Annotated in this window: 22 protein-coding genes and 1 other RNA gene; 11 read left to right on the forward strand and 12 right to left on the reverse strand. The window is 72.0% G+C overall.

Annotation, left to right across the window (positions count from 1 at the left end; translation table 11 throughout):
- Positions 1-21: 21 nt before the first annotated feature.
- The 3 genes from ACWGJY_RS23895 to ACWGJY_RS23905 all read right to left on the reverse strand — a co-directional run bounded on the left by ACWGJY_RS23895 (position 22) and on the right by ACWGJY_RS23905 (position 3,327).
- Positions 22-2,208, reverse strand: coding sequence for a hypothetical protein (locus ACWGJY_RS23895; RefSeq protein WP_453262870.1), 2,187 nt, complete (start codon positions 2,206-2,208; stop codon positions 22-24).
- Positions 2,205-2,876 carry an ABC transporter ATP-binding protein gene (locus ACWGJY_RS23900; protein WP_453262871.1) on the reverse strand — a complete coding sequence of 224 codons (672 nt, stop codon included), beginning with the start codon at positions 2,874-2,876 and terminating at the stop codon, positions 2,205-2,207. The genes ACWGJY_RS23895 and ACWGJY_RS23900 overlap by 4 nt, the downstream gene beginning before the upstream one ends.
- Before the next feature lie 91 nt (positions 2,877-2,967).
- Positions 2,968-3,327 carry a hypothetical protein gene (locus ACWGJY_RS23905; RefSeq protein WP_453262872.1) on the reverse strand — a complete coding sequence of 120 codons (360 nt, stop codon included), beginning with the start codon at positions 3,325-3,327 and terminating at the stop codon, positions 2,968-2,970.
- A gap of 738 nt (positions 3,328-4,065) precedes the next feature.
- Here ACWGJY_RS23905 and ACWGJY_RS23910 point away from each other — a divergent pair.
- On the forward strand, positions 4,066-4,377 hold the full coding sequence (locus ACWGJY_RS23910) for a hypothetical protein (protein ID WP_453262873.1): 312 nt from the start codon (positions 4,066-4,068) through the stop codon (positions 4,375-4,377).
- Positions 4,378-4,643: 266 nt separating this feature from the next.
- On the opposite strand, the gene ACWGJY_RS23915 is transcribed toward ACWGJY_RS23910, so the two are convergent.
- Together ACWGJY_RS23915 and rnpB are read right to left on the reverse strand one after the other, a co-directional pair.
- Entirely contained in the window at positions 4,644-4,790 is a 147-nt protein-coding gene (locus ACWGJY_RS23915; protein ID WP_453262874.1) for a hypothetical protein, read from the reverse strand.
- Between the two features lie 288 nt (positions 4,791-5,078).
- Positions 5,079-5,479: RNase P RNA component class A (rnpB, locus tag ACWGJY_RS23920), an RNA gene on the reverse strand.
- A 203-nt stretch (positions 5,480-5,682) separates the two neighbouring features.
- Here rnpB and ACWGJY_RS23925 point away from each other — a divergent pair.
- On the forward strand, positions 5,683-6,537 hold the full coding sequence (locus ACWGJY_RS23925; protein ID WP_453262875.1) for a MerR family transcriptional regulator: 855 nt from the start codon (positions 5,683-5,685) through the stop codon (positions 6,535-6,537).
- A complete protein-coding gene (locus ACWGJY_RS23930; protein WP_453262876.1) occupies positions 6,534-7,178 on the forward strand; it encodes a hypothetical protein in 645 nt (214 codons plus the stop codon). The genes ACWGJY_RS23925 and ACWGJY_RS23930 overlap by 4 nt, the downstream gene beginning before the upstream one ends.
- On the opposite strand, the gene ACWGJY_RS23935 is transcribed toward ACWGJY_RS23930, so the two are convergent.
- Entirely contained in the window at positions 7,165-8,688 is a 1,524-nt protein-coding gene (locus ACWGJY_RS23935) for an RNB domain-containing ribonuclease (RefSeq protein ID WP_453262877.1), read from the reverse strand. The two genes, ACWGJY_RS23930 and ACWGJY_RS23935, sit on opposite strands and share 14 nt — an antisense overlap.
- A 267-nt stretch (positions 8,689-8,955) precedes the next feature.
- Between ACWGJY_RS23935 and yaaA the strand changes: the two genes are divergently transcribed.
- Positions 8,956-9,798 carry a peroxide stress protein YaaA gene (gene yaaA / locus ACWGJY_RS23940; protein WP_453262878.1) on the forward strand — a complete coding sequence of 281 codons (843 nt, stop codon included), beginning with the start codon at positions 8,956-8,958 and terminating at the stop codon, positions 9,796-9,798.
- A gap of 69 nt (positions 9,799-9,867) precedes the next feature.
- Complete coding sequence (eda, locus tag ACWGJY_RS23945) at positions 9,868-10,533, forward strand: bifunctional 4-hydroxy-2-oxoglutarate aldolase/2-dehydro-3-deoxy-phosphogluconate aldolase (protein WP_453262879.1); 666 nt, start codon at positions 9,868-9,870, stop codon at positions 10,531-10,533.
- A gap of 225 nt (positions 10,534-10,758) precedes the next feature.
- On the opposite strand, the gene ACWGJY_RS23950 is transcribed toward eda, so the two are convergent.
- Genes ACWGJY_RS23950 through ACWGJY_RS23960 form a run of 3 tightly spaced genes read right to left on the reverse strand, consistent with a single transcriptional unit; the run spans position 10,759 to position 13,568 of the window.
- The gene (locus ACWGJY_RS23950) at positions 10,759-11,949 is read right to left on the reverse strand and encodes a bifunctional RNase H/acid phosphatase (RefSeq protein ID WP_453262880.1); all 1,191 of its coding nucleotides are present in this window, start codon (positions 11,947-11,949) and stop codon (positions 10,759-10,761) included.
- Positions 11,950-11,952: 3 nt separating this feature from the next.
- Positions 11,953-12,696 (reverse strand): zinc ribbon domain-containing protein, encoded by a 744-nt coding sequence (locus ACWGJY_RS23955; RefSeq protein WP_453262918.1) that lies wholly within the window; start codon positions 12,694-12,696, stop codon positions 11,953-11,955.
- On the reverse strand, positions 12,693-13,568 hold the full coding sequence (locus ACWGJY_RS23960) for a Nif3-like dinuclear metal center hexameric protein (protein WP_453262881.1): 876 nt from the start codon (positions 13,566-13,568) through the stop codon (positions 12,693-12,695). The genes ACWGJY_RS23955 and ACWGJY_RS23960 overlap by 4 nt, the downstream gene beginning before the upstream one ends.
- A 229-nt stretch (positions 13,569-13,797) precedes the next feature.
- Here ACWGJY_RS23960 and ACWGJY_RS23965 point away from each other — a divergent pair, with 229 nt between their 5' ends.
- Positions 13,798-15,126, forward strand: a complete 1,329-nt coding sequence (locus tag ACWGJY_RS23965; protein WP_453262882.1) for a hypothetical protein — start codon at positions 13,798-13,800, stop codon at positions 15,124-15,126.
- Between the two features lie 161 nt (positions 15,127-15,287).
- Complete coding sequence (locus ACWGJY_RS23970; RefSeq protein WP_453262883.1) at positions 15,288-15,455, forward strand: hypothetical protein; 168 nt, start codon at positions 15,288-15,290, stop codon at positions 15,453-15,455.
- A 105-nt stretch (positions 15,456-15,560) separates the two neighbouring features.
- On the opposite strand, the gene ACWGJY_RS23975 is transcribed toward ACWGJY_RS23970, so the two are convergent.
- The 3 genes from ACWGJY_RS23975 to ACWGJY_RS23985 all read right to left on the reverse strand — a co-directional run bounded on the left by ACWGJY_RS23975 (position 15,561) and on the right by ACWGJY_RS23985 (position 18,749).
- The gene (locus ACWGJY_RS23975; RefSeq protein ID WP_453262884.1) at positions 15,561-16,520 is read right to left on the reverse strand and encodes a 3-oxoacyl-ACP reductase; all 960 of its coding nucleotides are present in this window, start codon (positions 16,518-16,520) and stop codon (positions 15,561-15,563) included.
- 162 nt (positions 16,521-16,682) lie between these two features.
- A complete protein-coding gene (locus ACWGJY_RS23980; protein ID WP_453262885.1) occupies positions 16,683-17,759 on the reverse strand; it encodes a Zn-dependent alcohol dehydrogenase in 1,077 nt (358 codons plus the stop codon).
- Positions 17,760-17,873: 114 nt separating this feature from the next.
- Positions 17,874-18,749, reverse strand: a complete 876-nt coding sequence (locus ACWGJY_RS23985; RefSeq protein ID WP_453262886.1) for a MaoC/PaaZ C-terminal domain-containing protein — start codon at positions 18,747-18,749, stop codon at positions 17,874-17,876.
- 562 nt (positions 18,750-19,311) lie between these two features.
- Here ACWGJY_RS23985 and ACWGJY_RS23990 point away from each other — a divergent pair.
- Genes ACWGJY_RS23990 through ACWGJY_RS24005 form a run of 4 tightly spaced genes read left to right on the forward strand, consistent with a single transcriptional unit; the run spans position 19,312 to position 23,173 of the window.
- Complete coding sequence (locus ACWGJY_RS23990) at positions 19,312-20,298, forward strand: ABC transporter ATP-binding protein (protein ID WP_453262887.1); 987 nt, start codon at positions 19,312-19,314, stop codon at positions 20,296-20,298.
- The gene (locus tag ACWGJY_RS23995) at positions 20,298-21,026 is read left to right on the forward strand and encodes an ABC transporter permease (RefSeq protein WP_453262888.1); all 729 of its coding nucleotides are present in this window, start codon (positions 20,298-20,300) and stop codon (positions 21,024-21,026) included. The genes ACWGJY_RS23990 and ACWGJY_RS23995 overlap by 1 nt, the downstream gene beginning before the upstream one ends.
- A 6-nt stretch (positions 21,027-21,032) precedes the next feature.
- Positions 21,033-22,571, forward strand: a complete 1,539-nt coding sequence (locus ACWGJY_RS24000; RefSeq protein ID WP_453262889.1) for a histidine kinase — start codon at positions 21,033-21,035, stop codon at positions 22,569-22,571.
- Positions 22,568-23,173, forward strand: a complete 606-nt coding sequence (locus ACWGJY_RS24005; RefSeq protein WP_453262890.1) for a response regulator — start codon at positions 22,568-22,570, stop codon at positions 23,171-23,173. The genes ACWGJY_RS24000 and ACWGJY_RS24005 overlap by 4 nt, the downstream gene beginning before the upstream one ends.
- The last annotated feature ends 18 nt before the right edge of the window (positions 23,174-23,191 follow it).

Consider the following 23,191-nt stretch of genomic DNA (forward strand, 5'->3'; position numbering starts at 1 on the left):
TAGGGTCAGCAGCTGTTCCGGTCAGTCGGCGCGGGGCCGCCACGTCAGTGCGCGTCGTGCGGCTGTGGAACCACCCGCAGCTGTTGCAGCTGCGGCCAGGAGGCCGGTTGCTGTCAGGACGGCCGTGATGAGGTTCCATGACAGGGTTGCTCCGCTTTCTCCTCCGGTGACGGGCTGGACCAGGACGACGTGAACGAAGGCGCCGACGGCACCAGCGCCCAGAAGCGGGACCCCGAGGCACCAGAACGCCGTCGTGTGGAACACCTGGCTGCGTCCGGTGAGCACGGTGAGTGGGGCCAGCGTTTGGGAGAATCGCAGAAATTCCGAGAGGGCGGCGAGTGCCATGGCGGTGAGCAGAACGAGCGTGCCGATGGTGCCGAGGAAGGGAATCCAGCGTGACTGATAGCCGACGGTGAAGGATTTGGCTCCGTCTTCCGCCACCGGCTCGGTGAGTGCCTTCACGCTCAGGTACCCGTGAGCGGCGCGTTTGACGGCCGGGATATCCATGGGCTTGTCGAGGTCGGTGAAGACGACGGCCTGCAGACCTTCGGCTCGGTTGATGGCACTGACGGGACCGGTGCGCACCGCGGCGGGGGTCTGGCCGAACGTCTGGTAGCCGGAGACTCTGAGGCGCTTGTCGAGTTCCCCGTACGGCACTTTGGCCTCTTGCCCAGCGGGAGGACAGGGGAGCCGTAGGGCACGGAGGCCGCTGCACGGCGCTTGGAGGACACGGCTGGCGCTGGAACCGTCGGGCTGGATGTTCCCCGTGCCGATGGCGACCGTGTGCGCCCCTTCGGGAAGTGCGGCAGTGAAGGCGTCGGTGAGCCGCGTTGCCGACGTTTGCACGAGCGCCATGCTCCGGCCCTGCGCGGAGTTCAGCTGTTCCTCGTCTCCGGAGCGGGCGAAGAGAAGACTGGTGATGATCTGGGTCTGGCCGATGACGCCGATGGCGATGATCATTGCGGCCACCAGACGGACCACCATGCCAGGTCGGGCCGCGGTAGTGCGGGCGGCGATCAGGCGCGCCGGGGCGCCACTGTGGTGAGGCGACTTCGCGGCCCGGCCACTGATCCGTGACGCGGCCCAGCCGATCACCCAGGGAAGCGTCACCCACACGCCGACGACCGCGAACAGATAGGCCGCCGCGGATCGTTGTGCACCGAAGGACCGCGACGTCAGAGCCAGGACAAGAAAGGCGGGACAGGATCCCAGGGCCAGAAGTCGCAGCAGCCCGCTGCCTGCCGCACGAGGCCTTGTCGATGCCCCTTTACGCGCGGCAGCCGGACGCAACAAGAGGATCAGTCCGAGCATCCCCAGCGCGGAGACGGCCACGGCAGCCGCCAGCGTCACGCCCACGCGACGCAGGTCCGTGGCGTACAGGGTGTAGTCGATCCACGGCAGTTGGACATCTACCAGCAGGAAAGGAACGGTGAACAGGGCAGCGAGAGCAGCCCCGATACAGACGGGCCGGACCGCAGCCCCGATGTCCATCCAGGCGCGTGCCGCCCGGCCGGCACCGAGAGTGTGCAGCAGAGCATCGCGACGGTCCCTTCCCGCAGCGCCCATCCTGGCCGCCGCTGCCGCCAGCCCCAGAGCCGGAAGTCCCAGCAGCACGCCGATGATCGCCATCATGGACGACCGGGGGCCGACGATCCGCAGGTCGCCGAAGACCGGTCCGGGGCCTCCGTACCCGGTGATCCCCTCCATCCGTGCTGTGCCCAGCATCGCCGTGGTGGGACGCACGTAAGCCAGCCGTTCGCCCGGTGATGCCAGCCCCTCCGCGGAGACGGTACCGACGCTGTTGCCATACCGGTGGGTGAAATCCTCACTGGCGGGCCCCTCGGCCAGCGCCGGCGACAACAACACCTCACCGGGGGCCGGCCACCGCGCGACGCCAGGCGGCAACGGCGCATCCTCGGTCAAGGGAGCGATGACGACCACGGTGAACTGGCGCCCTTGATAGCTGTCCCAGTACCGGCTCCACAGAGCCGAGGCCTGGTGGCCGTGATCCGCAAGGGTGGGTACGCGCGCCGCGCCGCGCTGCTCGCGCCCCTCCCACGTCGCAGCGGTCGCGACCAGCGAGCAGAGCGTGACGGCGACGACCGCGGTGGCGGCCAACAGCGCCCAGAACCGGGCTCGGCCGCCCTCGGCGGTCCGCCCGGCTGCCCGGCCGATGCGGAGCATGTGGTGGATCCGACCACGCTTCATCGCGCACCTGCCAGGGCCCCTTGTTCCAGCTGCATGACCCGGTCGGCCCGGTTCGCCACAGCGGGGTCGTGGGTGACGACGAGCAGCCCGCACCCGCGTGCGGCGGGTACGGCGAACAGCGTTTCGGCCACATGGTCGCGCGATGCCTCGTCAAGTGCACCGGTGGGCTCGTCCGCCAAGAGCAGTGCGGGGCTGCCGATCAGCGCCCGTGCCACGGCCACCCGTTGGCGCTCACCGCCGGACAGCTCGCTGGTGACGGTGTCCGTCACGGGCACACCAAGTTCATCCAGAAGTTTACGGCTGTCGCCATAGGCACGGTCGCGGTCCGCTCCGTCCAACAGGGCGGCCAACGCCACATTCTCCGCCGGAGAGAGTTCGGGCAGCAATTCCCCGAATTGGAAGACCATCCCCATGTGCTTCCTGCGGTGCTCTGCCAGGCGGCGGCCTCGCAAAGTGACGACATCGCGTCCAGCGACCATGACTGATCCGGCATCAGGGCGAACGAGCCCCAGAAGGATGGAAAGGAGTGTGCTTTTCCCGGACCCTGAAGGGCCCATGACAGCGACGGACTCGCCTGCGCTCACGGCAAGTTCGAGCCCGTCGAGCAGGCGTCGGCCCCCGACCTCGTATCCCAGCTCGCGGACTTCAAGGGGCAACGCATCCGACACGCCATCTGCCTTTCAGAAGAAGAGAATCGGCAATGCGCTGCCCGGACGAAGAGCGTCCCGGGCAGCGCGATATCACAGCGGGCGTGATGACCTAGTGGTCGTCGCTCCACCAGTTGGAGCAGTCGTCCGGCCACTTGTCGATTTCGGTGCAGACTCGCATGTCCCACACCGTTCCACCCTGATTGCTGTACACCTTGGTGCCCTGCCCACTGTGATTCCACAGTGTGTACAACTCAGTGCTCGGGTTGTTGCGGTTGTACTCAGCCTTTACGGAGTTGCCGTCTCCCTTGGTGTCCTGCAGGCCGACCTGAGACCCGCCCGCCGTACGCCACGAATGCGCACCAGACGTGTACCGGTCCATGTCCGCGAAGGCGGTGGTGGACCCTGCTGCTATGGCAACCCCCGCGACCACCACAGCTGCCCGTGACACTAATCTGCCGGCTCTCTTCATGAACGTCTCCCGTTGTCGTGCAGACACCCGCCGACAGGGGCCGACGGGCGATGAACGCTGACGATCTTTACAGTCGGCAAAGGCAGTATAAAGTCACATTCTGGCCATTGCGATTACAGAGTGACCGTTCCCGTCTGGATTCGAACGCGTTTCTGCGTAGACCACTAAGCGGAATTACACACTCCCGCACCGACATCCACACCAGCCTCCTGAGTCCCCCCGCGCCAGGGGCGAACCACCCATTCCCGCGATCTCCGAGCGGATTCTCTGCCCCATAGGCCGCAAGGGGACTCCGATCCTTCGTGGGACTCACGCCATCACCTGAAGCAATCATTCCGTTCATCTGCCGCTCCCGGCAGCTCTCGAAACATTCGGCCTGAATGAGAGTTCGTTGGATTTGGGGAGGTGACGGTGGGTGGTGAGGGCCGCAGCTGCGCCGTCGAAGGCAAGGCAGTGTCCTGGCTTGCGGGGTCCGCATCGCGAGCGAAACGGCGGAATCCCGCCGACCGCCATTTCCTCGCCCCTCTCAGGGGGCACCGGAGCCGGCCGCGTCACCAGCGTCGGCGCCTCGTAACGCCAGCAGTCCGACCGGACCGGCGCGCAGTGCAGCGTCAAGGCTCGTTGTGTGCTCGGGGTCGGCTTCGTTTCCCTCGTTCGGTTAGTTTGAACTGGTAACCCGCCAATTAGCCTGACTGTGAGGCTACTTTCCGTGATGCCGCGGCTCCGGGCGCAAAAACGGTGACCGCCCCGTACGCCCAGGCGTCCGGCCTGATCAACGCTGACGGCACCGTCGACCGGGACAAGGGCATCAAGTCGGTCACCCGGGGCTCGACCGCGGGCCGCTTCTGCGTCCAGCTCGACAATCCCCGTCTGAACGTATCCGAACTCACCCCGGTCGCCACCATGGCCCGCGGCGGATACCCGGGTCAGATCTACATCGACTCCAACCCCGCCTCTGAGTGCGGCAACAAGACTGACACCATCCTCATCATCACCACCAACTGGGAGAAGGGCGGGGACTACAAGCCCTTCTATCTCCTCGTTCCGTAAGCACCCGCAGTACGTCCGGCCGGGGAGTTCGGGGCGTCCGGGCTCCCCGGCCGGCCCGGAGCGGGGAGCTATAAAGGTCCGGGGGCGGCCGGTGCTCCTGAACTGGGGCCCGTACGCCGGGCGGTCATCGCGTGGCCGGGCACAGGCGGGGGGGAGCTGGAGCAGGACCCGGTCCACGAGGTCCTGCGCCACTTTCCACGGTCGAGTGCCCCGATGGTCGGCACAGGCAGCACGAGTTCCTGGACGTCGGCCAGAGGGTCTCCTTGTCAGTAGTCGAGCCGGGTCGTGACGGGGATGCCCGGGTCGCCGGTGCCGGTATGCACGGTGTGGTGGTGTGCGGTGAGGCCAGTGTCCTGACAGGCGAGCACCTCCTCCTCGCGGTTTCGGTGTTCCGGTGCACGCCGGTTCGTCAACCGGTGTTCGTCCGTGTCCCACGGCGTGTGACGTGCGACGTGACCGGCAGCCGTCCGGTGATCCAGCATCCCGGCGATCAGTGCCTTCCCTCGTGGCGCCATACGTCGAATCGCCTGTTCAGAGGTCTCGCCAGGCAGCCCACCCCGGGGACTTTCCGGGGACTTCCACTCTGTCAGGGGGACTTTCCGGGGACTTTCTGCCGCCTGAACAGGTAAGGCTCCGAAAGACCGGAAAGGGCCTCCGACGCAGGTCAGAGGCCCTTTCCGAGGCAAAGTCCCAGGTAGGGGCGGACGAGTCGGCCTGTACGCCGGGTTCTGTCGCCCCCGGTCCTTGCGGGCCGGGGGGAGACGGCCATCCATCTAGGGCTGCCGTTGCCGGCAGCCTCGTGCGGTCTACCCGCGGACTCGGGCGGGCAGCCCTCGGTCGTCCGCGCAGAGGCATCAGCCGATGCCTCCTCTTGACCTTGCTCCAGGTGGGGTTTACCTAGCCCTCCGAGTCACCTCGGAGGCTGGTGGTCTCTTACACCACCGTTTCACCCTTACCCGGACCTTGCGGTCCGGGCGGTTTGCTTTCTGTGGCACTGTCCCGCGGGTCACCCCGGGTGGGCGTTACCCACCACCTTGCCCTGTGGAGCCCGGACGTTCCTCGGGGGGATCAGTGATCCCCACGCGGCCGTCCGGCCGGCTCGTCCGCCGTGGCGACCATGCTACCCGTAGGGGACACCGGCCCTCGCCGGGCTGTCCCGGGTCCCGCCCGTCCCCCGCGCCCACCCGTCCCCCGCGCCCACCCGGTGCCCAGGACCCGGCCGGCGCCCAGGACCCTGCCGGCGCCCAGGACCCTGCCGGCCCCCGGTCTTGACCTTGTCGTAGCGGCAACGTTTGTACTGGACGTATGAGGATCGGTGAGCTTGCAGGTCTGATCGGCGTCAGCACCCGTGCCGTACGCCACTACCACCATCTCGGACTGCTGCCCGAGCCGGAACGCCGGGCCAACGGCTACCGGGAGTACGGGCTGCGGGACGCGGTCGCGCTCGCGCGCGTGCGCCGGCTGACGGAACTGGGGCTCGGGCTGGACGAGGTGCGGGACGTGCTCGCCGATGACGCCGGGCGCGAGCTGCACGAGGTGCTGGACGGGCTGGACGCGGATCTGGCCCGCCAGGAGGAGGAGATCCGGGTTCGGCGGGCCCGGCTGGCGGCGGTGCGGCGGCAGGCGGAGGAGCACGGCGGGCTGCCGGCGGAGGGCCCCGTGTCGGACGAACTGGCGGCGCTCTTCGCGGAGATGGCGCGCACCTCGGCCGCGCACCCCGGTCCGGAGCCCGCGATGGCGGCGAAGGAGCGGGAGGCGCTGGCCCTGATCGAGTCGGCGGGGGGAGCGGGAGGGAGCAAGCGGATGCTGGAGCTGCTCGGGGAGGTGACCGCGGCGCCGGGCGCGATGGAGCGGGCGTACGAGGTGTACGGGCTGTTCGACGCCTTGGCGGAGGCGGCGGCGGACGATCCGCGGGTGGAACACGCCGCACAGGCACTCGCCGACTGCATTCCGGACACGGTGATCGCCGAGGTCGGCGGGGAGCACTGGGCACGGGCGGCCGGGACGGGCGCGGCGGCGGACGGCGGCTTCATGGCGGCGGACGGTGGCTTCGCGGCGGCGGAGCGGGGCCTCATGGCCGCGTACTACGCGGACTTTGCGCCCGCGCAGGCCCAGGCCGTGCACCGGGCGGTCCAGCTGCTCGCGGAGCGTGCGCGGTGAGCCGGCGGACGGCGCTGCGCCGGCTGGCCGCCTACGAGGCGCGGTGGCTGATCAGCCTGGGCTGGTGGGTGGCGCGGCGGCGGATCGGGGTGGCGCCGGGCGAACGGGCCCTGGGGTACGCGGGGGTGCAGGCGGCGCTCGTGTACGGGCTGACGTTCGTGAGCGTGGTGGAGAGCGTGGGGGTCGGGGTGCTGCTCGCGGACCATCCGGTGGCGCACGCGGTGATGCTGGCCGTCGACGTCTACACGGTGCTGGTGATACTGGGATTCCAGGCGGCGGCGGTCACCCGGCCGCATGTGCTGGGGGCGGACACGCTGTGGCTGCGGCACGGCGCGGGCCGGGAGATACGGATTCCGCTGGAGCGGATCGCCGCCGTCCGCTACGACCTCCGGTTCGTCCGGGAGCCGCAGAAGGACGGCAACGAGGTGATGGAGCTGACGGTCGGCGGCCAGACCTCCGTCACCGTCGAACTGTCCGAACCGGTCCTGGCCGTCCGGCTGTTGGGGCGGCGGGAGACGGTGCGTACGGTGCGGTTCCATGCCGACGATGCGCGGGCGGCGGTGGCGGCCCTGCGGGCGCGGCCGGCGGCGGACGGGAGCGCGGCGCCGGAGACGGGCGGGAGCGCGGTCAGGCGGGGGTGAAGCGGACCGGATGGTGGCCCGGTTCGGCTTCGGTGAGACGGACCGGGATGCGGTGGCCGAGGGGCAGCGCGGGGCCTTCCGGGGTGGCTTCGACGGTGCCGATGACGGCCGGGTCGTAGAGGTGGACGGTGCCGTGGGTGGGATCCTTCTCCTGGATCTCGACGACCAGGGCCTCGAAGATCTCGCCGACCCGGTCGCGCAGCAGCGCCGCCTCGATGAGGTCGACGCAGGCCCGCTCGACCTGGTTGGCGCGCTGGGTGCCGGTCTCCATCTCGCGGGACAGGGCGGGCAGCGCGCTGCGGACCCAGTCGGCCGGTTCGACGCCGGCGGAGGCGGCGAGACACAGCTCGGAGGTGTAGCGGTCGGCCAGCCGGCGCAGCGGCGCGGTGGCGTGTGCGTACGGGGCGGCGACCGCGGCGTGCAGCGCCTCGGAGTGCTGGGGCGCGGTGCCGTCGAAGGTGAGGTAGCCGGCGCCGCGCAGCAGGGCGGTGCACTCCTGGAGGAAGGCGGCGTGGGCGGGGCGCCGCGGGTCGAGGGTGCGGATCAGGGCCGCATACGAGGTGTGGTGGGGCCAGTCGACGCCGAGCGCGCGGGCGGTCAGCCGGAGCCGGGCGACCGAGCCGCGCCGGGAGGGGGTTCCCCCCTGCGGTGAAGGAGAAGTCGAGAGCTTGGGGGAGGGCAGCGTACGGAGGATGCCGGTGCCGGAGGCGAGCATCAGCTCGGCCGCGGCCATGCCGGTGAGCAGGGAGATCTGTGCGTTCCAGCCGTAGGCCGGGAGCGGGGCGCGGTATTCGAGGGTGTAGCAGCCGTCCTGTTCGACGATCTCCTGCTCGGGGACGTTCAGGGATATCGCGCCCCGGGCGACCTCCAGCTCCTCCCGCAGCAGTCCGATCTCGCGGAGCAGGGCGAGCGGCTCCTCGGCCGTCCGGTCGTCGAGGATCCGTTGAACGCCCGCGTAGTCCAGCTTGGCGCGGGAGCGGACCAGGGCGCGGCGCACGGAGGCGGCGGCCAGGGCCCCGTCCGCGTCGAGGTCGAGCTGCCACAGCACGGCCGGGCGGTCCCGGTCGGGCAGCAGGCTGGCGGCGCCCTCGCTCAGCACGTGCGGGTACAGCGGAACCCGCACGTCGGGGAAGTAGAGGGTGGTCACGCGGTGGTGCGCCTCGGCGTCCAGGGCACCGCCGGGGGTCACGAAGGAGGCGGCATCGGCGATGGCGTAGTGGACGCGGTAGCCGCCGGGGCGCCGGGACAGGAACATGGCCTGGTCGAGGTCGAGAGAGCCGGGCGGGTCGAGGGTGAAGAGGGGGAGGTCGGTGGCGTCCTCCAGGGTGTGCTCGGTCGCCACCGCGCCGTCGGCCGCCGGAATCCTCGGGGCGCGGGCGGCGCTCTCCGCCTCGGCCTGGGCCGTGGGCGGGAAGTGGTCCGGGATCTCCAGCTTTCCGCGCAGCTCGCGCAGCGCGACCCGCAGCGGGGCCTCGGCTGCGTCGGTCACGTGCAGGTGAAGACGGGGCATGCCATCGAGCCTATGGCGGTCGGCGGCTCCCGGCGCGGCGTAGGGGCACGCCGGCCCCGGGCCCGGCCGGTGGCTCATGGGTTCGCCGCCCGCCCGGCGCCCCGCCGGCTCTCCGTTCACCCGACGCCTCACGGGTTCGCCGCCCGCCCGGCGCCCCGCGCGTTCTCCGTCGCCCCCGGCGCCCCGCGGGTTCCTTGTCCGCCCGCCGCAGGCCATACGCTTTCCCGGGGCCGCATCCCGCCCGTACCGCCGTGAAGGAGAATCACCGTGCTCGTGCTGTTGCCGCCGTCCGAAGGGAAGGCCGGTCCCGTGGGGGCGGCGCAAAGCGCCTCCGGCCGGGGTGGGCGACGGGCCGCGGCCGGGGCGCCGCTGGACCTCGGTGCGCTGTCGCTGCCGGGGCTGGCCGCCTCGCGTGAAGCGGTGCTGGAGGAGCTGGTCGGGCTGTGCGCCGCGGACGAGACCAAGGCCCGAGAGGTGCTCGGGCTCAGCGAGGGCCTCAAGGGCGAGATCGCCAAGAACGCGGGGCTGCGGACCGCCGGGACACGGCCGGCCGGAGAGATCTACACCGGAGTGCTCTATGACGCGCTCGGCCTGGCGTCCCTGGACACGGCGGCGCGGAAGCGGGCCGAGCGGTCGCTGCTGGTGTTCTCGGGACTGTGGGGCGCCGTAAGGATCGGCGACCGGATCCCTTCCTACCGCTGCTCGATGGGCGTGAAGCTGCCGGGGCTCGGCGCGCTGGGCGCGTACTGGCGGGCGCCGATGGCCGAGGTGATGCCCGCGGTCGCCGGGGAGGGCCTGGTGCTCGATCTGCGGTCGGCGGCGTATGCGACGGCCTGGAAGCCCAAGGGCGAGGTGGCCGGGCGTACGGCGACGGTGCGGGTGCTGCAGTCGAAGACCGTGGCCGGGGTGGAGAAGCGGACGGTGGTCAGCCACTTCAACAAGGCGACCAAGGGACGGCTGGTGCGGGATCTGCTGTCGGCGGGGCCGGCGCCGACGGGCCCGGCGGAGCTGGTGGAGGCGCTGCGGGGGCTGGGGTATGCGGTGGAGGTGGAGCCTGCGGCGAAGAGCGGCAAGGCCTGGGCCGTCGATGTGATCGTGACGGAGCTGTAAGAGCGCCCACCCTGGCTGACGTTGCAGCATGCGCAACGTTCGTTGCGGAGAGTGGGTGGGCGGCGCAGTATGGGCGGCGTGACTCGCGCCGCCTCCTCCCCCGCGCCCGCCGGATCCCCGTCCTCGGTTCTCGGGCTGGCCCCCGTCATCCCGGTCGTCGTGCTGCACGACCCGGCCGACGCCGTACCGCTCGCGCGGGCGCTGGTCGCGGGCGGGCTGCCCGCGATCGAGGTGACCCTGCGGACGCCGGCCGCGCTGGACGCGATCCGGGCCGTCGCCGACGAGGTCCCCGAAGCGGTGATCGGCGCGGGCACCCTGCTCACTCCCGGCCAGGTCGAGGCGGCCCTGACGGCCGGCTCCCGCTTCCTGGTGAGCCCGGGGTGGTCGCCGCGGCTGCTGGGTGCGATGAAGGACTCCGGGGTGCCGTTCCTGCCGGGGGTCTCGACGGCCTCGGAGGTGGTGACCCTGCTGGACGAGGGCCTCACCGAGATGAAGTTCTTCCCGGCCGAGGCGGCGGGCGGCACCGGCTATCTCGCGTCGCTGGCCGCGCCGCTGCCGCAGGCCCGTTTCTGCCCGACCGGCGGGATCGGTTCGGCCTCGGCGCCCGCCTATCTGGCGCTGCCGAACGTCGGCTGCGTCGGCGGCACTTGGATGCTGCCGGCCGAGGCGCTGGCCGACAAGGACTGGACCCGGGTGCGCCGACTCGCCCAGGAGGCAGCGGCGTTGGCGGCCTGAGGCCCGGTCGCGCGAGGGGCCCGGCACCTCGCGGTGATCCGAGGTGCCGGGCCCTTTCCCGTACGTGGCCGCGCGGTGTACGGGGACGCCGTACGAAGCGGCCTGCGTACGGCGCACCGGCACGCCGTACGCGCGCCGTCCGGGTCGTGCGCGCCATCCGGGTCGTACGCGCCGCACCACCTGCCCGACGACACCCGCCCCCGCCCCCGCCGCCGCGAGGTGGCGTCAGCGCAGGTGCGAGGTGTCGTTCAGCAGGCGCAGCGAGGCGTTGCCGTCGGAGTAGTACGCGACGACGGAGAGCGACGCCGCGGACAGCTCCATCCGGAACAGCGACTCCGGCGGGGCGCCCAGTGCCAGCCGGACCAGCGTCTTGACGGGGGTGACATGCGTGACCAGCAGGACGGTCCTGCCCGCGTACCGGGCGAGGAGCTTGTCACGGGCGACGGCGACCCGGCGGGCGACCGTCGCGAAGGACTCGCCGCCTCCGGTGGGCGCCACCTTGGCGGAGCCGAGCCAGGCATCGAGGTCGTCGGGGTGGCGCTCGCGCACCTCGGCGAAGGTCAGCCCCTCCCATGCCCCGAAGTCGGTCTCGCGCAGGCCCTCCTCGATACGGACCTCCAGACCGAGCCGCTCGGCGACCGCCCCGGCGGTCTCCCGGCAGCGCCGCAGCGGTGAGCTGACGACGGCCTGGACCGTGCCGCGGGCGGCGAGCGCGGCGGCGGTCGCCTCGGCCTGGCGGCGCCCGGCGGCGGAGAGTCCGGGGTCGGTGCCGCCGCTCCCGGAGAACCGCTTCTCGGGCGTCAGCGGGGTCTCGCCGTGCCGCAGCAGGACGAAGGTCGCGGGTGTGCCGAGATCGGCCGGGCCCCAGCCGACCGACGGGGCGCTCGACGATCCGGCGTCCTCCGCCGTTGCCACGGCCTCGTCGGCAGCCCGTGCCGCGGCGCTGCGGGCGGGCGCCGCGGCGGTGAGCGCCGCGCGGGAATCGCGCGGCTCCCACTGCCTGCCGGCCTTGCCGGCGTCCATCGCCTCGTTGGCGAGCCGGTCCGCGTGCTTGTTCTGCGCGCGGGGGATCCACTCGTAGGTGACCCGGTCGGGCGGGAAGACCGACGCGGCCTCGGCGGCCAGCGGCTTCATGTCCGGGTGCTTGATCTTCCAGCGGCCGGACATCTGCTCGACGACGAGCTTGGAGTCCATCCGCACCCGGATACGGGCCTCCGGGGCGATCGCGTGCGCCGCCCGCAGACCGGCCACCAAGCCCTTGTACTCGGCCACGTTGTTGGTCGCGGTGCCGATGAACTCGGCGGCCTCGGCCAGCGCCTCGCCCGTCTCCGGGTCGAGGACGACCGCGCCGTAGCCGGCCGGCCCCGGGTTGCCCCGGGAGCCGCCGTCCGCCTCGACGGTCAGCGTGCGCGCCACGGCCTACAGACCCGAGTCGGGCGTACGGACCAGGATGCGGGTGCAGTTCTCGCAGCGCAGCACGGCGTCCGCGGCGGCCGCCCGCACATCGTTGACCTCGGTGATGTTCAGCTCCAGCCGGCAGCCCTCGCAACGGCGCTGGTAAAGCCGGGCCGCGCCGACGCCGCCCTCCTTCGTGCGGATCTTGTCGTAGAGCGCCAGCAGGCCGGCCGGGATGTCGGCGACGGTCAGCTCCCGCTCCTTGGCGGCAGTGGCGCGCTCGGCGTCGATCTCGGCGAAGGCGGCGTCCCGGCGCGTGGCGGCGTCGTCGACCTTGGCCTGGATGGCCTCGACCCGGCCGGTCAGCTCGGTGACCCGCTCCTGGGCACTCTCGCGGCGCTCCATGACCTCCAGGACGACGTCTTCCAGGGCGCCCTGGCGCTTGGCCAGCGAGGTCAGTTCGCGCTGGAGGTTCTCCAGGTCCTTGGGGGAGGTGACGGCGCCGGAGTCCAGGCGCTTCTGGTCGCGGGCGGCGCGCTGGCGCACCTGGTCCACGTCCTGCTCGGCCTTGGTCTGCTCGCGGCTGGTGTCGCTCTCCTCGGTCTGCGCGGCGACGAGCAGGTCGCGCTGCTGGATGAGGTCGGCCTCCAGGGTCTGCAGCTCGGCCAGCTCGGGCAGGTTGTTGCGCCGGTGGGCGAGCTGGGTGAGCCTCACGTCCAGGGCCTGGACGTCGAGGAGGCGGATCTGGTCGGCGGGCGCGGCGTTCAGCGTGGGGCTCCTGGGGTGTGGGTCGGGGTGAAGACGGGGGTGGACGCCGCGTGGGCGGTCCAGGGGTCGGTGACCGTACGGGAGACATGCGTACGCAGTCCCCAGTCGTGCCGGTCGGAGACCGCGTCGAGCTGTGCCGCGGCCTGCTCGCACCACGGCCATTCGGTGGCCCAGTGGGCGGCGTCGAGCAGCGCCAGGGGGCCGTTCCCTGCGGTCTGGGTGGCCTCGGAGGCCGGGTGATGGCGCAGGTCGGCGGTGAGGAACGCCTCCACACCGGCCGCCCGTACGTCGTCGAAGAGACTGTCGCCGGAGCCCCCGGAGACGGCGAGGGTCCGGATCTCGCGGTCCGGGTCGCCGGCCGCCCGGATGCCCTGCGCGGTGGCGGGCAGCCGCTCGGCCGCGTACGACGCGAGATCGGCGAGCGTCATCGGATGCGGCAGCTCGCAGATCCGGCCCAGGCCCCGGCGGCCCGCCGGATCACCCGGATCCGGGACCAGCGGGCCGACGATACGCAGGTCCAGGGCGCCGGCCAGGGCGTCGGAGACACCGGGGTCGGCGGTATCCGCGTTGGTGTGCGCGACATGCAGGGCGATGTCGTGCTTGATGAGGGTGTGCACGACCTTGCCCTTGAAGGTCGAGGCCGCGACCGTCGTCGTACCGCGCAGATAGAGCGGGTGATGGGTGACGAGAAGGTCGGCGCCGAGCTTCACCGCCTCGTCGACGATCTCCTGGACCGGGTCGACGGCGAACAGCACCCGGCGGACCTCGGCGCCGGGATCTCCGCAGACCGTGCCGACGGCGTCCCACCCTTCGGCCCGCTCGGGGGGCCACAGGGCGTCGAGCGCGGTGAGGACTTCAGACAGTACGGGCACGGGTGGAAGGTTACCTCCCAGCTGTGACATGACGCGGGGCACTCGGGTCGTCTCCCCCGCCCCCTGCCCTTCTGCCGCCCACCCATGCTTGAAATCTGAAGCACAACCACCTCGCCGGGCACCGGCGAACCGGACAACTGCCACCCTTATGCGTGAAGTGCGGCACGTCCCGCCGATCGGCCGGACGTGCGAAAACTACCTTCGGTTGCCGACTGGAGGTGACCCATCGATGACGATCTGCGCCACTGAGGACACCACGGCGCCGGCCGGCTCGCACCGCCCGGCGCTGACGATCGCCGCCGACGGCTCGTACGCCGCCCGGCTCGCCCGGCACGACGACGCCGCCGGGAACTGGTTTCCCGAGCGCTGGACGCTGGGCGGCCCCGAGCCGTACACCGTGCCGCTGCAGGGCAACCAGCCCGAGGAGCCGGACAGCGCGCTGCTGCCCCTCGCGGACGGACGGGTGCTGATCCTGCGCCGGGTCGCCGACCGCTTCACCGTCTCCCTGCTCTACCCCGCGGGCCCCGGCACCGGCGAACTCCTGCTGGGCGCCGTACCGGCCCCCGAACTGGCCCTGCTGCCGCCCACGCCGGGAGGGGCGCGCGGCTACGCCCTGGCGCCCGGGGTGCGCACGACCACCCTGTGGCTGCTGCACGGCGGTGCGTGCGGCCCCGAGCGGGTCGTCCGGATCCCGGGGCGCTGTACGGGCGGCGTCTGGCTGGACCGCGGCGGCCGGCTGCTGGCGCTGGACCGGCAGCTGGACGGCCGGACGAAGACCGTGGTGGTCGATCTGGAGCGGGGCGGCGAGACCCGCCTGCTGCTGCAGATCACCGAGGAGAGCAACGACCGGCTGCTGCTCGCCGATCCGGACAGCGGCCTGCTGCTCGTACGGTCCGATGCCCCGGGGCACGACCGGCTGGGCTGGGGTGTACTGGGCAGCAGCCTGCCGGTGCGCTTCCCGGAGTGCCTGCGGCCCGCGGAAGGCACGCTCACACCGTTCGCGGTGCAGCCGGGACAGATGCCGGCGCCGGAGAGCTGCGCGGTGGCGTTCCGGCGGGAGGCGGCGAACGGTACGTGGCTGGGTGTCTGGCGGCCCTCCGAGCGGCAGGTGCGGCACTTCCCTGCGCCGGAGGGGTGGCTGACGGGCGCCGGGCTGTGGACGGCGGCCGGCGAACTGCTGCTGCCGTACGCGACGGGGGCGGAGCCGTGCGGGGTGGTACGGATGGCCGTATCGGTGGAGCCGGTGGGGCCGGTGGTACCCGTGGAGGCGATGCGGCCGGTGGAGGCGATGCGGCCGGTGGACCAGCCGGTGCCGGGGCAGCCGGTGCCGGGGCAGCCGGTGCCGGGGCAGCCTGCGCCGGACGGGCCTTCCGGGGCGGCCGCCGGGAAGGGCGGAGGGAAGGGTGGGGGGATTGCCCTGGATTCAGGGGATATCGACAACCACTCCACAGCATCTACACAACCGCAGTTTTTGGACACGGAACCGCGGCACGTTCCTGTGCATCTCCGAATGTGCAGGCCAGTGCCCTTGCAGCAGGCGCCCCAGGCGGCCCGGTAGACCCGGTGGAGCGTGATTTCCGGCCCCGTTAGAATTTCGGGCGGGGGCTACGCAGCCGGTTGACCGGCCACCGATGGTGCCGCTCGGGATCAGCCTTGGCTGCCGTCGGGCGAGGTCCCGACGCGTACAGCTGTAAGCGATCTGACGGAGTGACTCTTTTCATGTCCGAAGCCCGAACCGACACGACCCAGGCGCGCCCCCAGGAGGCATCCGCCCAGGCCGCCGCGGCCGCAAGCTCCGGCAAGCACCGTGGCCCGGCCGCCGCGGAGGAGTCCGACTCCACCGCCCATGGCCGGCACCGCCGGGACAAGCAGACTCAGGACGCGTAAGGGTCCGGCGGGTCCTGACCGCCGGGCACGACACCACGGCCGTGGCCACCGCACCGCTTCTCGCGGGCGGCGGCCACGGCCGTGGTGTGTGGCCCCGGGGAGCCGTCAGCCGTGTTTGAGGGCCAGCACCTCGGCCGCCGCGAAGGTCTCGTTCGGCGGGCGCTGTGCGTAGTACGGCGTCAGCAGTTCATCCAGCTCCTCGAAGCTGAAGAGGTCCTTTGTGGTGTCGAACTTGGCGGCGATCCGCGGGCGTTCGGCGATCGCGACCATACCGCCGTGCACGACCAGCAGCTGGCCGTTGACCCGGGCCGCGGCCGGCGAGGCGAGATAGCCGACGAGCGGCGCGACATGTTCGGGCGCGAGCACATCGAGCCCGCCCTCCCCGGACTCCTGGCCTCCCGGACGGGCGGGAAGGCCGGCGAAGACGTCCTCGGTCATACGGGTGCGGGCGCGCGGGCAGATCGCATTGGCGGTCACCCCGTATTTGCCCAGCGCCAGCGCCGTGGAGGTGGTCAGGCCGACGATGCCGCCCTTGGCCGCGGCGTAGTTGGGCTGCCCCGCCGAGCCCGCGAGGAACGCCTCGGAGGAGGTGTTGATGATCCGGCCGTGGACCGGACCGCCGGCCGCCTTGGCGCGCTCGCGCCAGTGGGCCGCGGCGAAGTGGGTGGTGTTGAAGTGACCCTTGAGGTGGACGCGGATCACCGAGTCCCATTCGTCCTCGGTCATCGAGAACACCATCCGGTCGCGCAGGATGCCCGCGTTGTTGACCAGGATGTCGAGCCTTCCGTAGGTCTCGACCGCCAGTTGCACGAGTGCGCGGGCCTGTTCGTGGTCGGCGACGTCACCGAGGTGGGTGACCGCCCGGCCGCCCGCCGCACGGATCTCGGCGGCGACGTCCTCGGCAGGCGCCGCCGAGGCCTGGCCCGAGCCGTCGCGGCCCGGTTGCCCGTAGTCGTTGACCACGACGGATGCGCCGAGGCGGGCGAGTTCAAGGGCTTCGACGCGGCCCAGGCCGCGGCCGGCGCCGGTGACGATCGCGGTCAGGCCCTCCAGTGGCTGTGCCATTCCTGTCCTCTCCAGTCGTCCGGGAACGCGATGCCGTGCGGTGGAGCGCGGTGGGCGCCGTGCGGTGCGGTTGGTGCGGTTGGTGCGGTGGAGTGTGGTGGGCGCAGTGGGCGCACCTGCAGTGCAGCGCGGCGGCGGCGCTCGGGGCTTGGGGCTTGGGCGTCAGATCTCTATGCAGGTGCGCAGCGAGGTGCCGGAACGCATCTGGTCGAGCGCGTCGTTGACCTCGGCGAGCTGGACACGATGGGTGATCAGGCCTTCGAGGTCGATCCGGCCGGCCCGCCACAGGGCGATGGCCCGCTCGTAGGAGCGCAGCACATCCGCCCCGCCGTACAGGGACGGCAGGATGCGCTTCTCGTCGAAGAACAGCTCGAACATATTGACCTGGAAGGTGTCGTCCATGGCCCCCGCGCCGACCACACACAGCGTGCCGCCGCGCCGGGTCATCTCGTAGGCGGTGCGGGTGGTGGCGGACTTGCCGACCACCTCGAAGACGTAGTCGAAGCCCTCCCCCGCGGTGATCCGGGCCTTGGCGTCGGCGAACCCCTCCGGGGCGACGGCTTCGGTCGCGCCGAAGCGCAGCGCGGCCTCCCGGCGGGCGGGTACCGGGTCGACGGCGACGATCTGGGCCGCACCGCAGGCCTTCGCCCCCTGGATGGTGGAGATGCCGACGCCGCCGCAGCCGATCACCGCGACCGAGGACGCGGCCTCCACCTTCGCCGTATTGAGGGCCGCGCCGAGCCCGGTGGTGACCCCGCAGCCGATGAGCGCGGCGATCTCGTAGGGGACGTCATCCGGGATCGGGACCGCGCAGTTGGCGGCGACCACGACCTCCTCGGCGAAGGTGCCGGTGCCGGCGAAGCCGAAGACATCCCCGCCGGGACGCCGGAAGTTGGGTGTGCCGGCATTCATGAATCCGGCCAGGCACAGATGGGTCTGGCCGCGCTTGCAGGACGGGCAGCTGCCGCAGGCGGGCAGCCAGCACATCAGGACGCGGTCGCCCTGGGCGAGCCCGGTGACGCCGTCACCGACGTCGAGGATCTCCCCGGCGCCCTCGTGCCCGGGGACGAAGGGGGCGGGCTGCGGCAGCACCCCGTTCATCGCCGAGAGGTCGGAGTGGCACAGTCCGGTCGTCCGGATCCGGATCCTGACCTTGCCGGGGCCGAAGCCCACCGCCTCGATGTCGTCGAGGACTTCGAGCTTGTCCTGCCCCGTCTCGTGCTGTACGGCTGCGCGCATGTCACGACTCCTCTCGTACGTACGGCGATCCGCCCCGCCGGGACGGCAATCCGCCCCGGCCGGACGGCAATCCCCCTGTCGGGACGGCAATCCCCCCGTCCGGGCCGGTCGGCCCTAGTTGTGTTCCACCACCGTGTCCGCCAGTACGGGCGCGTCGTCCCGGTCGGCGGCGGTGACCGACACCTGGATCCGGCCGGGCTCCCGCCACAGACGGATGCGCAGCGTCTCCCCCGGGAAGACCACCCCGGCAAAGCGGGTCGTGTACGACCGCACGCGGGCCACCTCACCGCCGAGCAGCGTGTCGACCACGGCCTTGAGCGTGACCCCGTAGGTGCACAGCCCGTGCAGAATCGGCCGGTCGAACCCGGCGAGTTTGGCGAACCCGGGGTCGGCATGCAGCGGGTTCCAGTCGCCGGAGAGGCGGTAGAGCAGCGCCTGGTCCTCGCGGATGTGGCGTTCGGTGCGCAGATCGGGGGCCCGGTCGGGGAGTTCGAGGCGGGCGGAGGGGCCGCGGTCACCGCCGAAGCCGCCCTCGCCGCGGACGAAGATCTGGGTGTCGCAGGTCCACAACGGCCCATCGGCGTCGGCGACTTCGGAGCGCAGCACGATGACGGCGGCCTTGCCCTTGTCGTACACGGCGGGGACGGACGAGGTCTGGGTGGCACGACCGCTCACCGGGACGGCGCGGTGCACGGTGACGGTCTGGCCGCCGTGCAAGACCGCGGCGAGGTCGACGTCGATGCCCGGGGCGGAGAGTCCGCCGGCGAGTGCCATCCCGCCGCCCGCGACGGTGGCGAAGGCGGGCAGGACGTGCAGTGCGCTTTCCAGGGTGTAGCGCAGCTCGTCCGGGTCGGTGGCGGGGTGGGGTTTTTCCGGTGTGGCCGCGCCGGCGCCGATGCCGAGGTGGTAGAGCTGGACGTCCTTGTGATCCCAGGCGAGTTCGGTGGTCCGCGGTTCGGCGGAGGTGGCCTTGGCGGCGTCGATGGGCATGGGGCTGCTTGCTCCTTCACCACGATGTGAAGACCCCGGCCCGGCCGTCCGCACCGTCGACCGCGCCGGGGTCGCCTCTGGTCGGCGCGGCCGCGCTCCGGCAGAGCAGATGTCACACTTCTAGAACGCGTTCTAGCCGACGGTTCTCATGTATAGCCGATCCGACCGGCACCCGGAAGGCCTCTGACGCTTTGTCAGATATGGGTCCTGGCGGGTTTCCGGCACAGGTGCCGAGGCGGGGTCCGTTGCGGGGCCGATGCGAAGGCCGACGCGGGGGCCCAGACGGGGGCCCACGCGGGGGCCGACGCGGAGTCCGATACGCGTTCTCCGGCGGGGGCAAGGGGTTGAGGGCGCGAGGGGGTCAACGAGACTTCCGACGCGGGCGGATGCCGTCAGCCCGCTACGCATCTCGTGCCGGCTCATGACACAGGACGCGAGGCGCACTGACATACCTCATGCCCACCCATGACATTTGTCAGGGCGGATCACACACATTCGCATCTGCCGCGCCTCGGCAACTCTCCGTAATGTCAGAGGCATCGAACGAGAGGCGGGGGTGGGCATGGCACGGACGACAAGGCCGGGCAGTACGGCGCACGCGGAGGGCGGCGCCGCGGCGGTGGGATTCTCCGGAGTGACCCGGAGTTACGGCGCGGTGCGGGCCGTGGACGGGCTGGAGCTGGAGATCGCGACGGGCGAGACGGTCGCACTGCTCGGGCGCAACGGCGCGGGGAAGTCCACCACCATCAACATGCTGCTGGGGCTGCTGCCGCCCAGTGCGGGAGCGGTACGGCTGTTCGGCGGCAGCCCGGAGACGGCGGTGCGGGCGGGCAGGGTGGGCGCCATGCTGCAGGACGGCAAGGCCATTCCGCGGGTCACCGTCCGCGAACTGATCACCTTCGTCGCCGCCACGTACCCCCATCCCATGGAGGTCACCGAGGTCCTGGAGCTGGCGGGCCTCGGCGAGTTCGGCGGACGGCGGGTGGACCGGCTGTCCGGCGGGCAGGCCCAGCGGGTCCGCTTCGCCGTGGCGCTGGCCGGCAACCCCGAGCTGCTGGTGCTCGACGAGCCGACCGCGGCGCTGGACGTCGAGGCGCGCCGCGCCTTCTGGCGCTCGATGCGGGCCTACGCCCGCCGCGGCAACACCATCCTGTTCTCCACCCACTATCTGGAGGAGGCAGACGAGCACGCCGACCGGATCGTGGTGATAGACGGCGGCCGGGTGGTCGCCGACGGCAGCGGCGAGGCGATCAAGCGGCGGGCCGGCGGCTCGCTGGTCTCCTTCGACCTCGCGGGCGCGCCGACCGAGCCGCTGCCCGGACTGCCCGGCGTGAGCGCCGTGGAGGTGCGCGGCGACCGCGCACTGCTGCGGACCACGGACTCCGACGCAACGGTCGTGGCCCTGGCCGGGCTCGGGCTCGTCCGCGCGCTGCAGGTCACCCCCGCCGGCCTGGAAGACGCCTTCCTCACCCTCACCTCCGGAGAAGCCGCCCACCGTGCCCCGGCGTACGCCGCCACCGGCACCCGGTCCGCGAAGGAGCTCGCGTGATGCTCGACTACATCCGCCTCGAAGTGCGCCGTACGCTGCGCGACAGAGGCTTTGTCCTCTTCGGCATCGGGATGCCCGTGCTGATGTATGTGCTGATGACCAATATCGGCGCGGGTCCCGGCGGCGCCGGCAGGGAGTGGAAGATCGCCTCGATGGTCGGCATGGCCGCGTACGGCGCGCTGGGCGCGGCGATCGGCGCGGGCACGGGCGTCGCCGAGGACAAACAGCTGGGCTGGCTGCGGCAGCTGCGGATCACCCCGCTGAGCCCGGTACGGGTGGTCGTGGGCCGCGGGCTGACCAGCTCGGTGACGGTGCTGCCGGCCATCGCCTCCGTGCTGCTGGTGGGCGCGCTGGTCAACGACGTCCGGATGCCGGCCTGGCAGTGGGCCGCGCTGGCCGGGCTGCTGTGGATCGGCACCGCTCCCTTCACCCTGCTCGGCCTCGGCAACGGCTACCGCCTCTCCGCCCAGTCCACCGGTGTGGTCAACACGGGCTGCATGCTGCTGCTCTCGATCATCGGCGGCCTGTGGTTCCCGGCCGAGCTGTTCCCCGGCTGGCTGCGCTCGCTGTCCTCCTGGACGCCCGGCAACCGCTTCGCCGAACTCGGCCAGAGCGTCACCCAGGGCGGCGCACCGGGCCTGGGCACAGTAGCGGTGCTGGCGGCCTGGCTGGCACTCTTCGGCGGTTACGCGGTATACGCGTACCGTCGGGCCGCACGAACGGTGTGACCGACGATGACGCAGACCGGGGAAGCAAACGTGCAGCACACGAAGCGGCGGGCCGCCGGCGACGAAGACCCCGGCGGCGCGGAGGGCACCGACGGCAGCGCGTGCCGGCCGAAGCGGCCGGGCGGGAAGCCGGACGGGGGACCGGGCAAGTACGCCTTCCTGCCCTGGCTGCTGATGGGCCTGGGTGCCTTCTCCAACATCATCCAGGGCAAGACCGGCAACCCCTGGCTGGCCGGTCTCGGGCTGCTCACCTTCAACTCCCTCTACATCAGCGTCGTCTGGTCCTCCTTCAACCCACGGCTGCGCGACTCCCGCCGTCCGCTGTACGCCCTGGGTCTGCTGACCGCCGTCACGTTCGCCATCGCCCTCGGGTTCGGCGGCAACTGGTTCCTGTTCTTCCCGCTGCTGTCCCTGGCATCCGGCACAGTGCGCGCCCTGCGCGGCAAGAAGCTCGCCCTCTGGCTGATCACGCTCAGCGGTACGGCCGGGTATCTGGCCGGCTGGCACGAAGACCGCCCGTGGGGCTCGTTCGGCATCGGGTACGGCACCTTCCTGTCCGGCATGGTGACGGCCACGGTCCTCAGCCTCTTCGACACCATCCAGGAGCTGAACACCACCCGCCAGGAGCTGGCCCGCAGCGCCGTCGAGAAGGAGCGGCTGCGCTTCTCCCGCGATCTGCACGACCTGCTGGGGCACACCCTGTCCGTGGTGGTGGTCAAGGCCGAGGCGGTCCGCCGGCTGGCACCGCGCAATCTGGATGCGGCGCTCGCCCAGGCCGCCGATATCGAGGCGGTCGGCCGGCAGGCGCTGACCGAGATCCGCGAGGCGGTCACCGGCTATCGCGAGGGCAGCCTGACCACCGAGCTGGACCGGGCCCGTTCGGTGCTGGAGGCGGCCGGGATCGAGCCCGTCGTACGACAGGCCGGGCCGCCGCTGCCCCCGCAGGCCGGCGCGCTGCTGGGCTGGGTGGTCCGCGAGGGTGTCACCAACACGGTCCGGCACAGCCGCGCCACCCGCTGCGAAATCGACGTCCACGCCGACGAGGAACGGGTACGGCTGACGATCACGGACGACGGCCGTGGTCCCGTAAGCTCCGGGGCTGCCGCGCCACCGGGACTGACCTGGCTTCGCGACCGCGTCCCCGGACGCGGCGGTGACCTGGGCGGCGGCCGGACGACGGACGGTGCGAGCGGCGAAGGCGGCACAGGCGGTACGAAGGGAACGGACGAGGGGAACGGCGCGGCCACGGCCGGCAGGGACGGCAGGGACCGTGCGGACGGTATAGCCGGTACCGACGGTCCGGACGGTCCGGACGGTCCGAGCAGCCTGGACCGTCGGCAGCGTGCCGATGCCGCGGACGCCTCGCCGCGCGCCGGCCGTTCGGGGCCGGTGGGCGGCACGGGGCTCAAGGGGCTGGCCGAGCGCCTCGCCGCCGCGGGCGGCACACTGCGCAGCGGCCCGGACGGCCGGCGCGGTTTCCGTGTCACGGCCGAACTGCCGGTCGGCACGGGCGATATGGCGGACGTGGAGGAGTTGACCAGGTGATCAAGGTCCTGCTGGCGGAGGACCAGGGAATGATGCGGGGCGCGCTGGCGCTGCTGCTCGACCTGGAGGAGGACATGCAGGTGGTGGCCCAGGTCGCGGCGGGCGATCAGATCGTCGCCACCGCCCTGGACGCCCGCCCCGACATCGCGCTCCTGGACATCGAACTCCCCGGCCGCAGCGGCCTGGACGCCGCGGCCGACCTGCGCGCACAGCTGCCGTCCTGCAAGGTGCTGATAGTGACGACCTTCGGCCGACCCGGCTATCTGCGCCGCGCCATGGAGGCCGGGGCGTCCGGCTTCCTGGTGAAGGACGGTCCGGTGGAGGATCTCGCGGCGGCGATCCGCCGGGTGCTCGCCGGTGAGCGGGTCATCGACCCCGGCCTCGCCGCGGCGGCACTGAGCGCCGGCCCCAATCCCCTGACCCAGCGCGAGCGCGATGTCCTCACCGCCGCGGTGGACGGCGCCACGGTCGCCGATATCGCCGGCAAACTCCACCTCTCCCAGGCCACCGTCCGCAACTACCTCTCCGCGGCCATCGGCAAGACCGGCACCCGCAACCGCATGGAGGCGGTGCGGGCGGCGCGGCGCAACGGCTGGCTGTAGAGGGAAGGGACGGGCAGC

It is taken from the genome of Streptomyces sp. NPDC054765 (assembly GCF_053612065.1).

Bases quoted from the DNA above. Each gene is read 5' to 3' on its own strand.
- ACWGJY_RS23895 (WP_453262870.1), bottom strand. From the start codon at position 2,208: ATGAAGCGTGGTCGGATCCACCACATGCTCCGCATCGGCCGGGCAGCC.
- ACWGJY_RS23905 (WP_453262872.1), bottom strand. From the start codon at position 3,327: ATGAAGAGAGCCGGCAGATTAGTGTCACGGGCAGCTGTGGTGGTCGCG.
- ACWGJY_RS23925 (WP_453262875.1), top strand. From the start codon at position 5,683: ATGAGGATCGGTGAGCTTGCAGGTCTGATCGGCGTCAGCACCCGTGCC.
- ACWGJY_RS23935 (WP_453262877.1), bottom strand. From the start codon at position 8,688: ATGCCCCGTCTTCACCTGCACGTGACCGACGCAGCCGAGGCCCCGCTG.
- eda (WP_453262879.1), top strand. From the start codon at position 9,868: ATGGGCGGCGTGACTCGCGCCGCCTCCTCCCCCGCGCCCGCCGGATCC.
- ACWGJY_RS23965 (WP_453262882.1), top strand. From the start codon at position 13,798: ATGACGATCTGCGCCACTGAGGACACCACGGCGCCGGCCGGCTCGCAC.
- ACWGJY_RS23970 (WP_453262883.1), top strand. From the start codon at position 15,288: ATGTCCGAAGCCCGAACCGACACGACCCAGGCGCGCCCCCAGGAGGCA.
- ACWGJY_RS23975 (WP_453262884.1), bottom strand. From the start codon at position 16,520: ATGGCACAGCCACTGGAGGGCCTGACCGCGATCGTCACCGGCGCCGGC.
- ACWGJY_RS23980 (WP_453262885.1), bottom strand. From the start codon at position 17,759: ATGCGCGCAGCCGTACAGCACGAGACGGGGCAGGACAAGCTCGAAGTC.
- ACWGJY_RS23985 (WP_453262886.1), bottom strand. From the start codon at position 18,749: ATGCCCATCGACGCCGCCAAGGCCACCTCCGCCGAACCGCGGACCACC.
- ACWGJY_RS23990 (WP_453262887.1), top strand. From the start codon at position 19,312: ATGGCACGGACGACAAGGCCGGGCAGTACGGCGCACGCGGAGGGCGGC.
- ACWGJY_RS23995 (WP_453262888.1), top strand. From the start codon at position 20,298: ATGCTCGACTACATCCGCCTCGAAGTGCGCCGTACGCTGCGCGACAGA.
- ACWGJY_RS24000 (WP_453262889.1), top strand. From the start codon at position 21,033: ATGACGCAGACCGGGGAAGCAAACGTGCAGCACACGAAGCGGCGGGCC.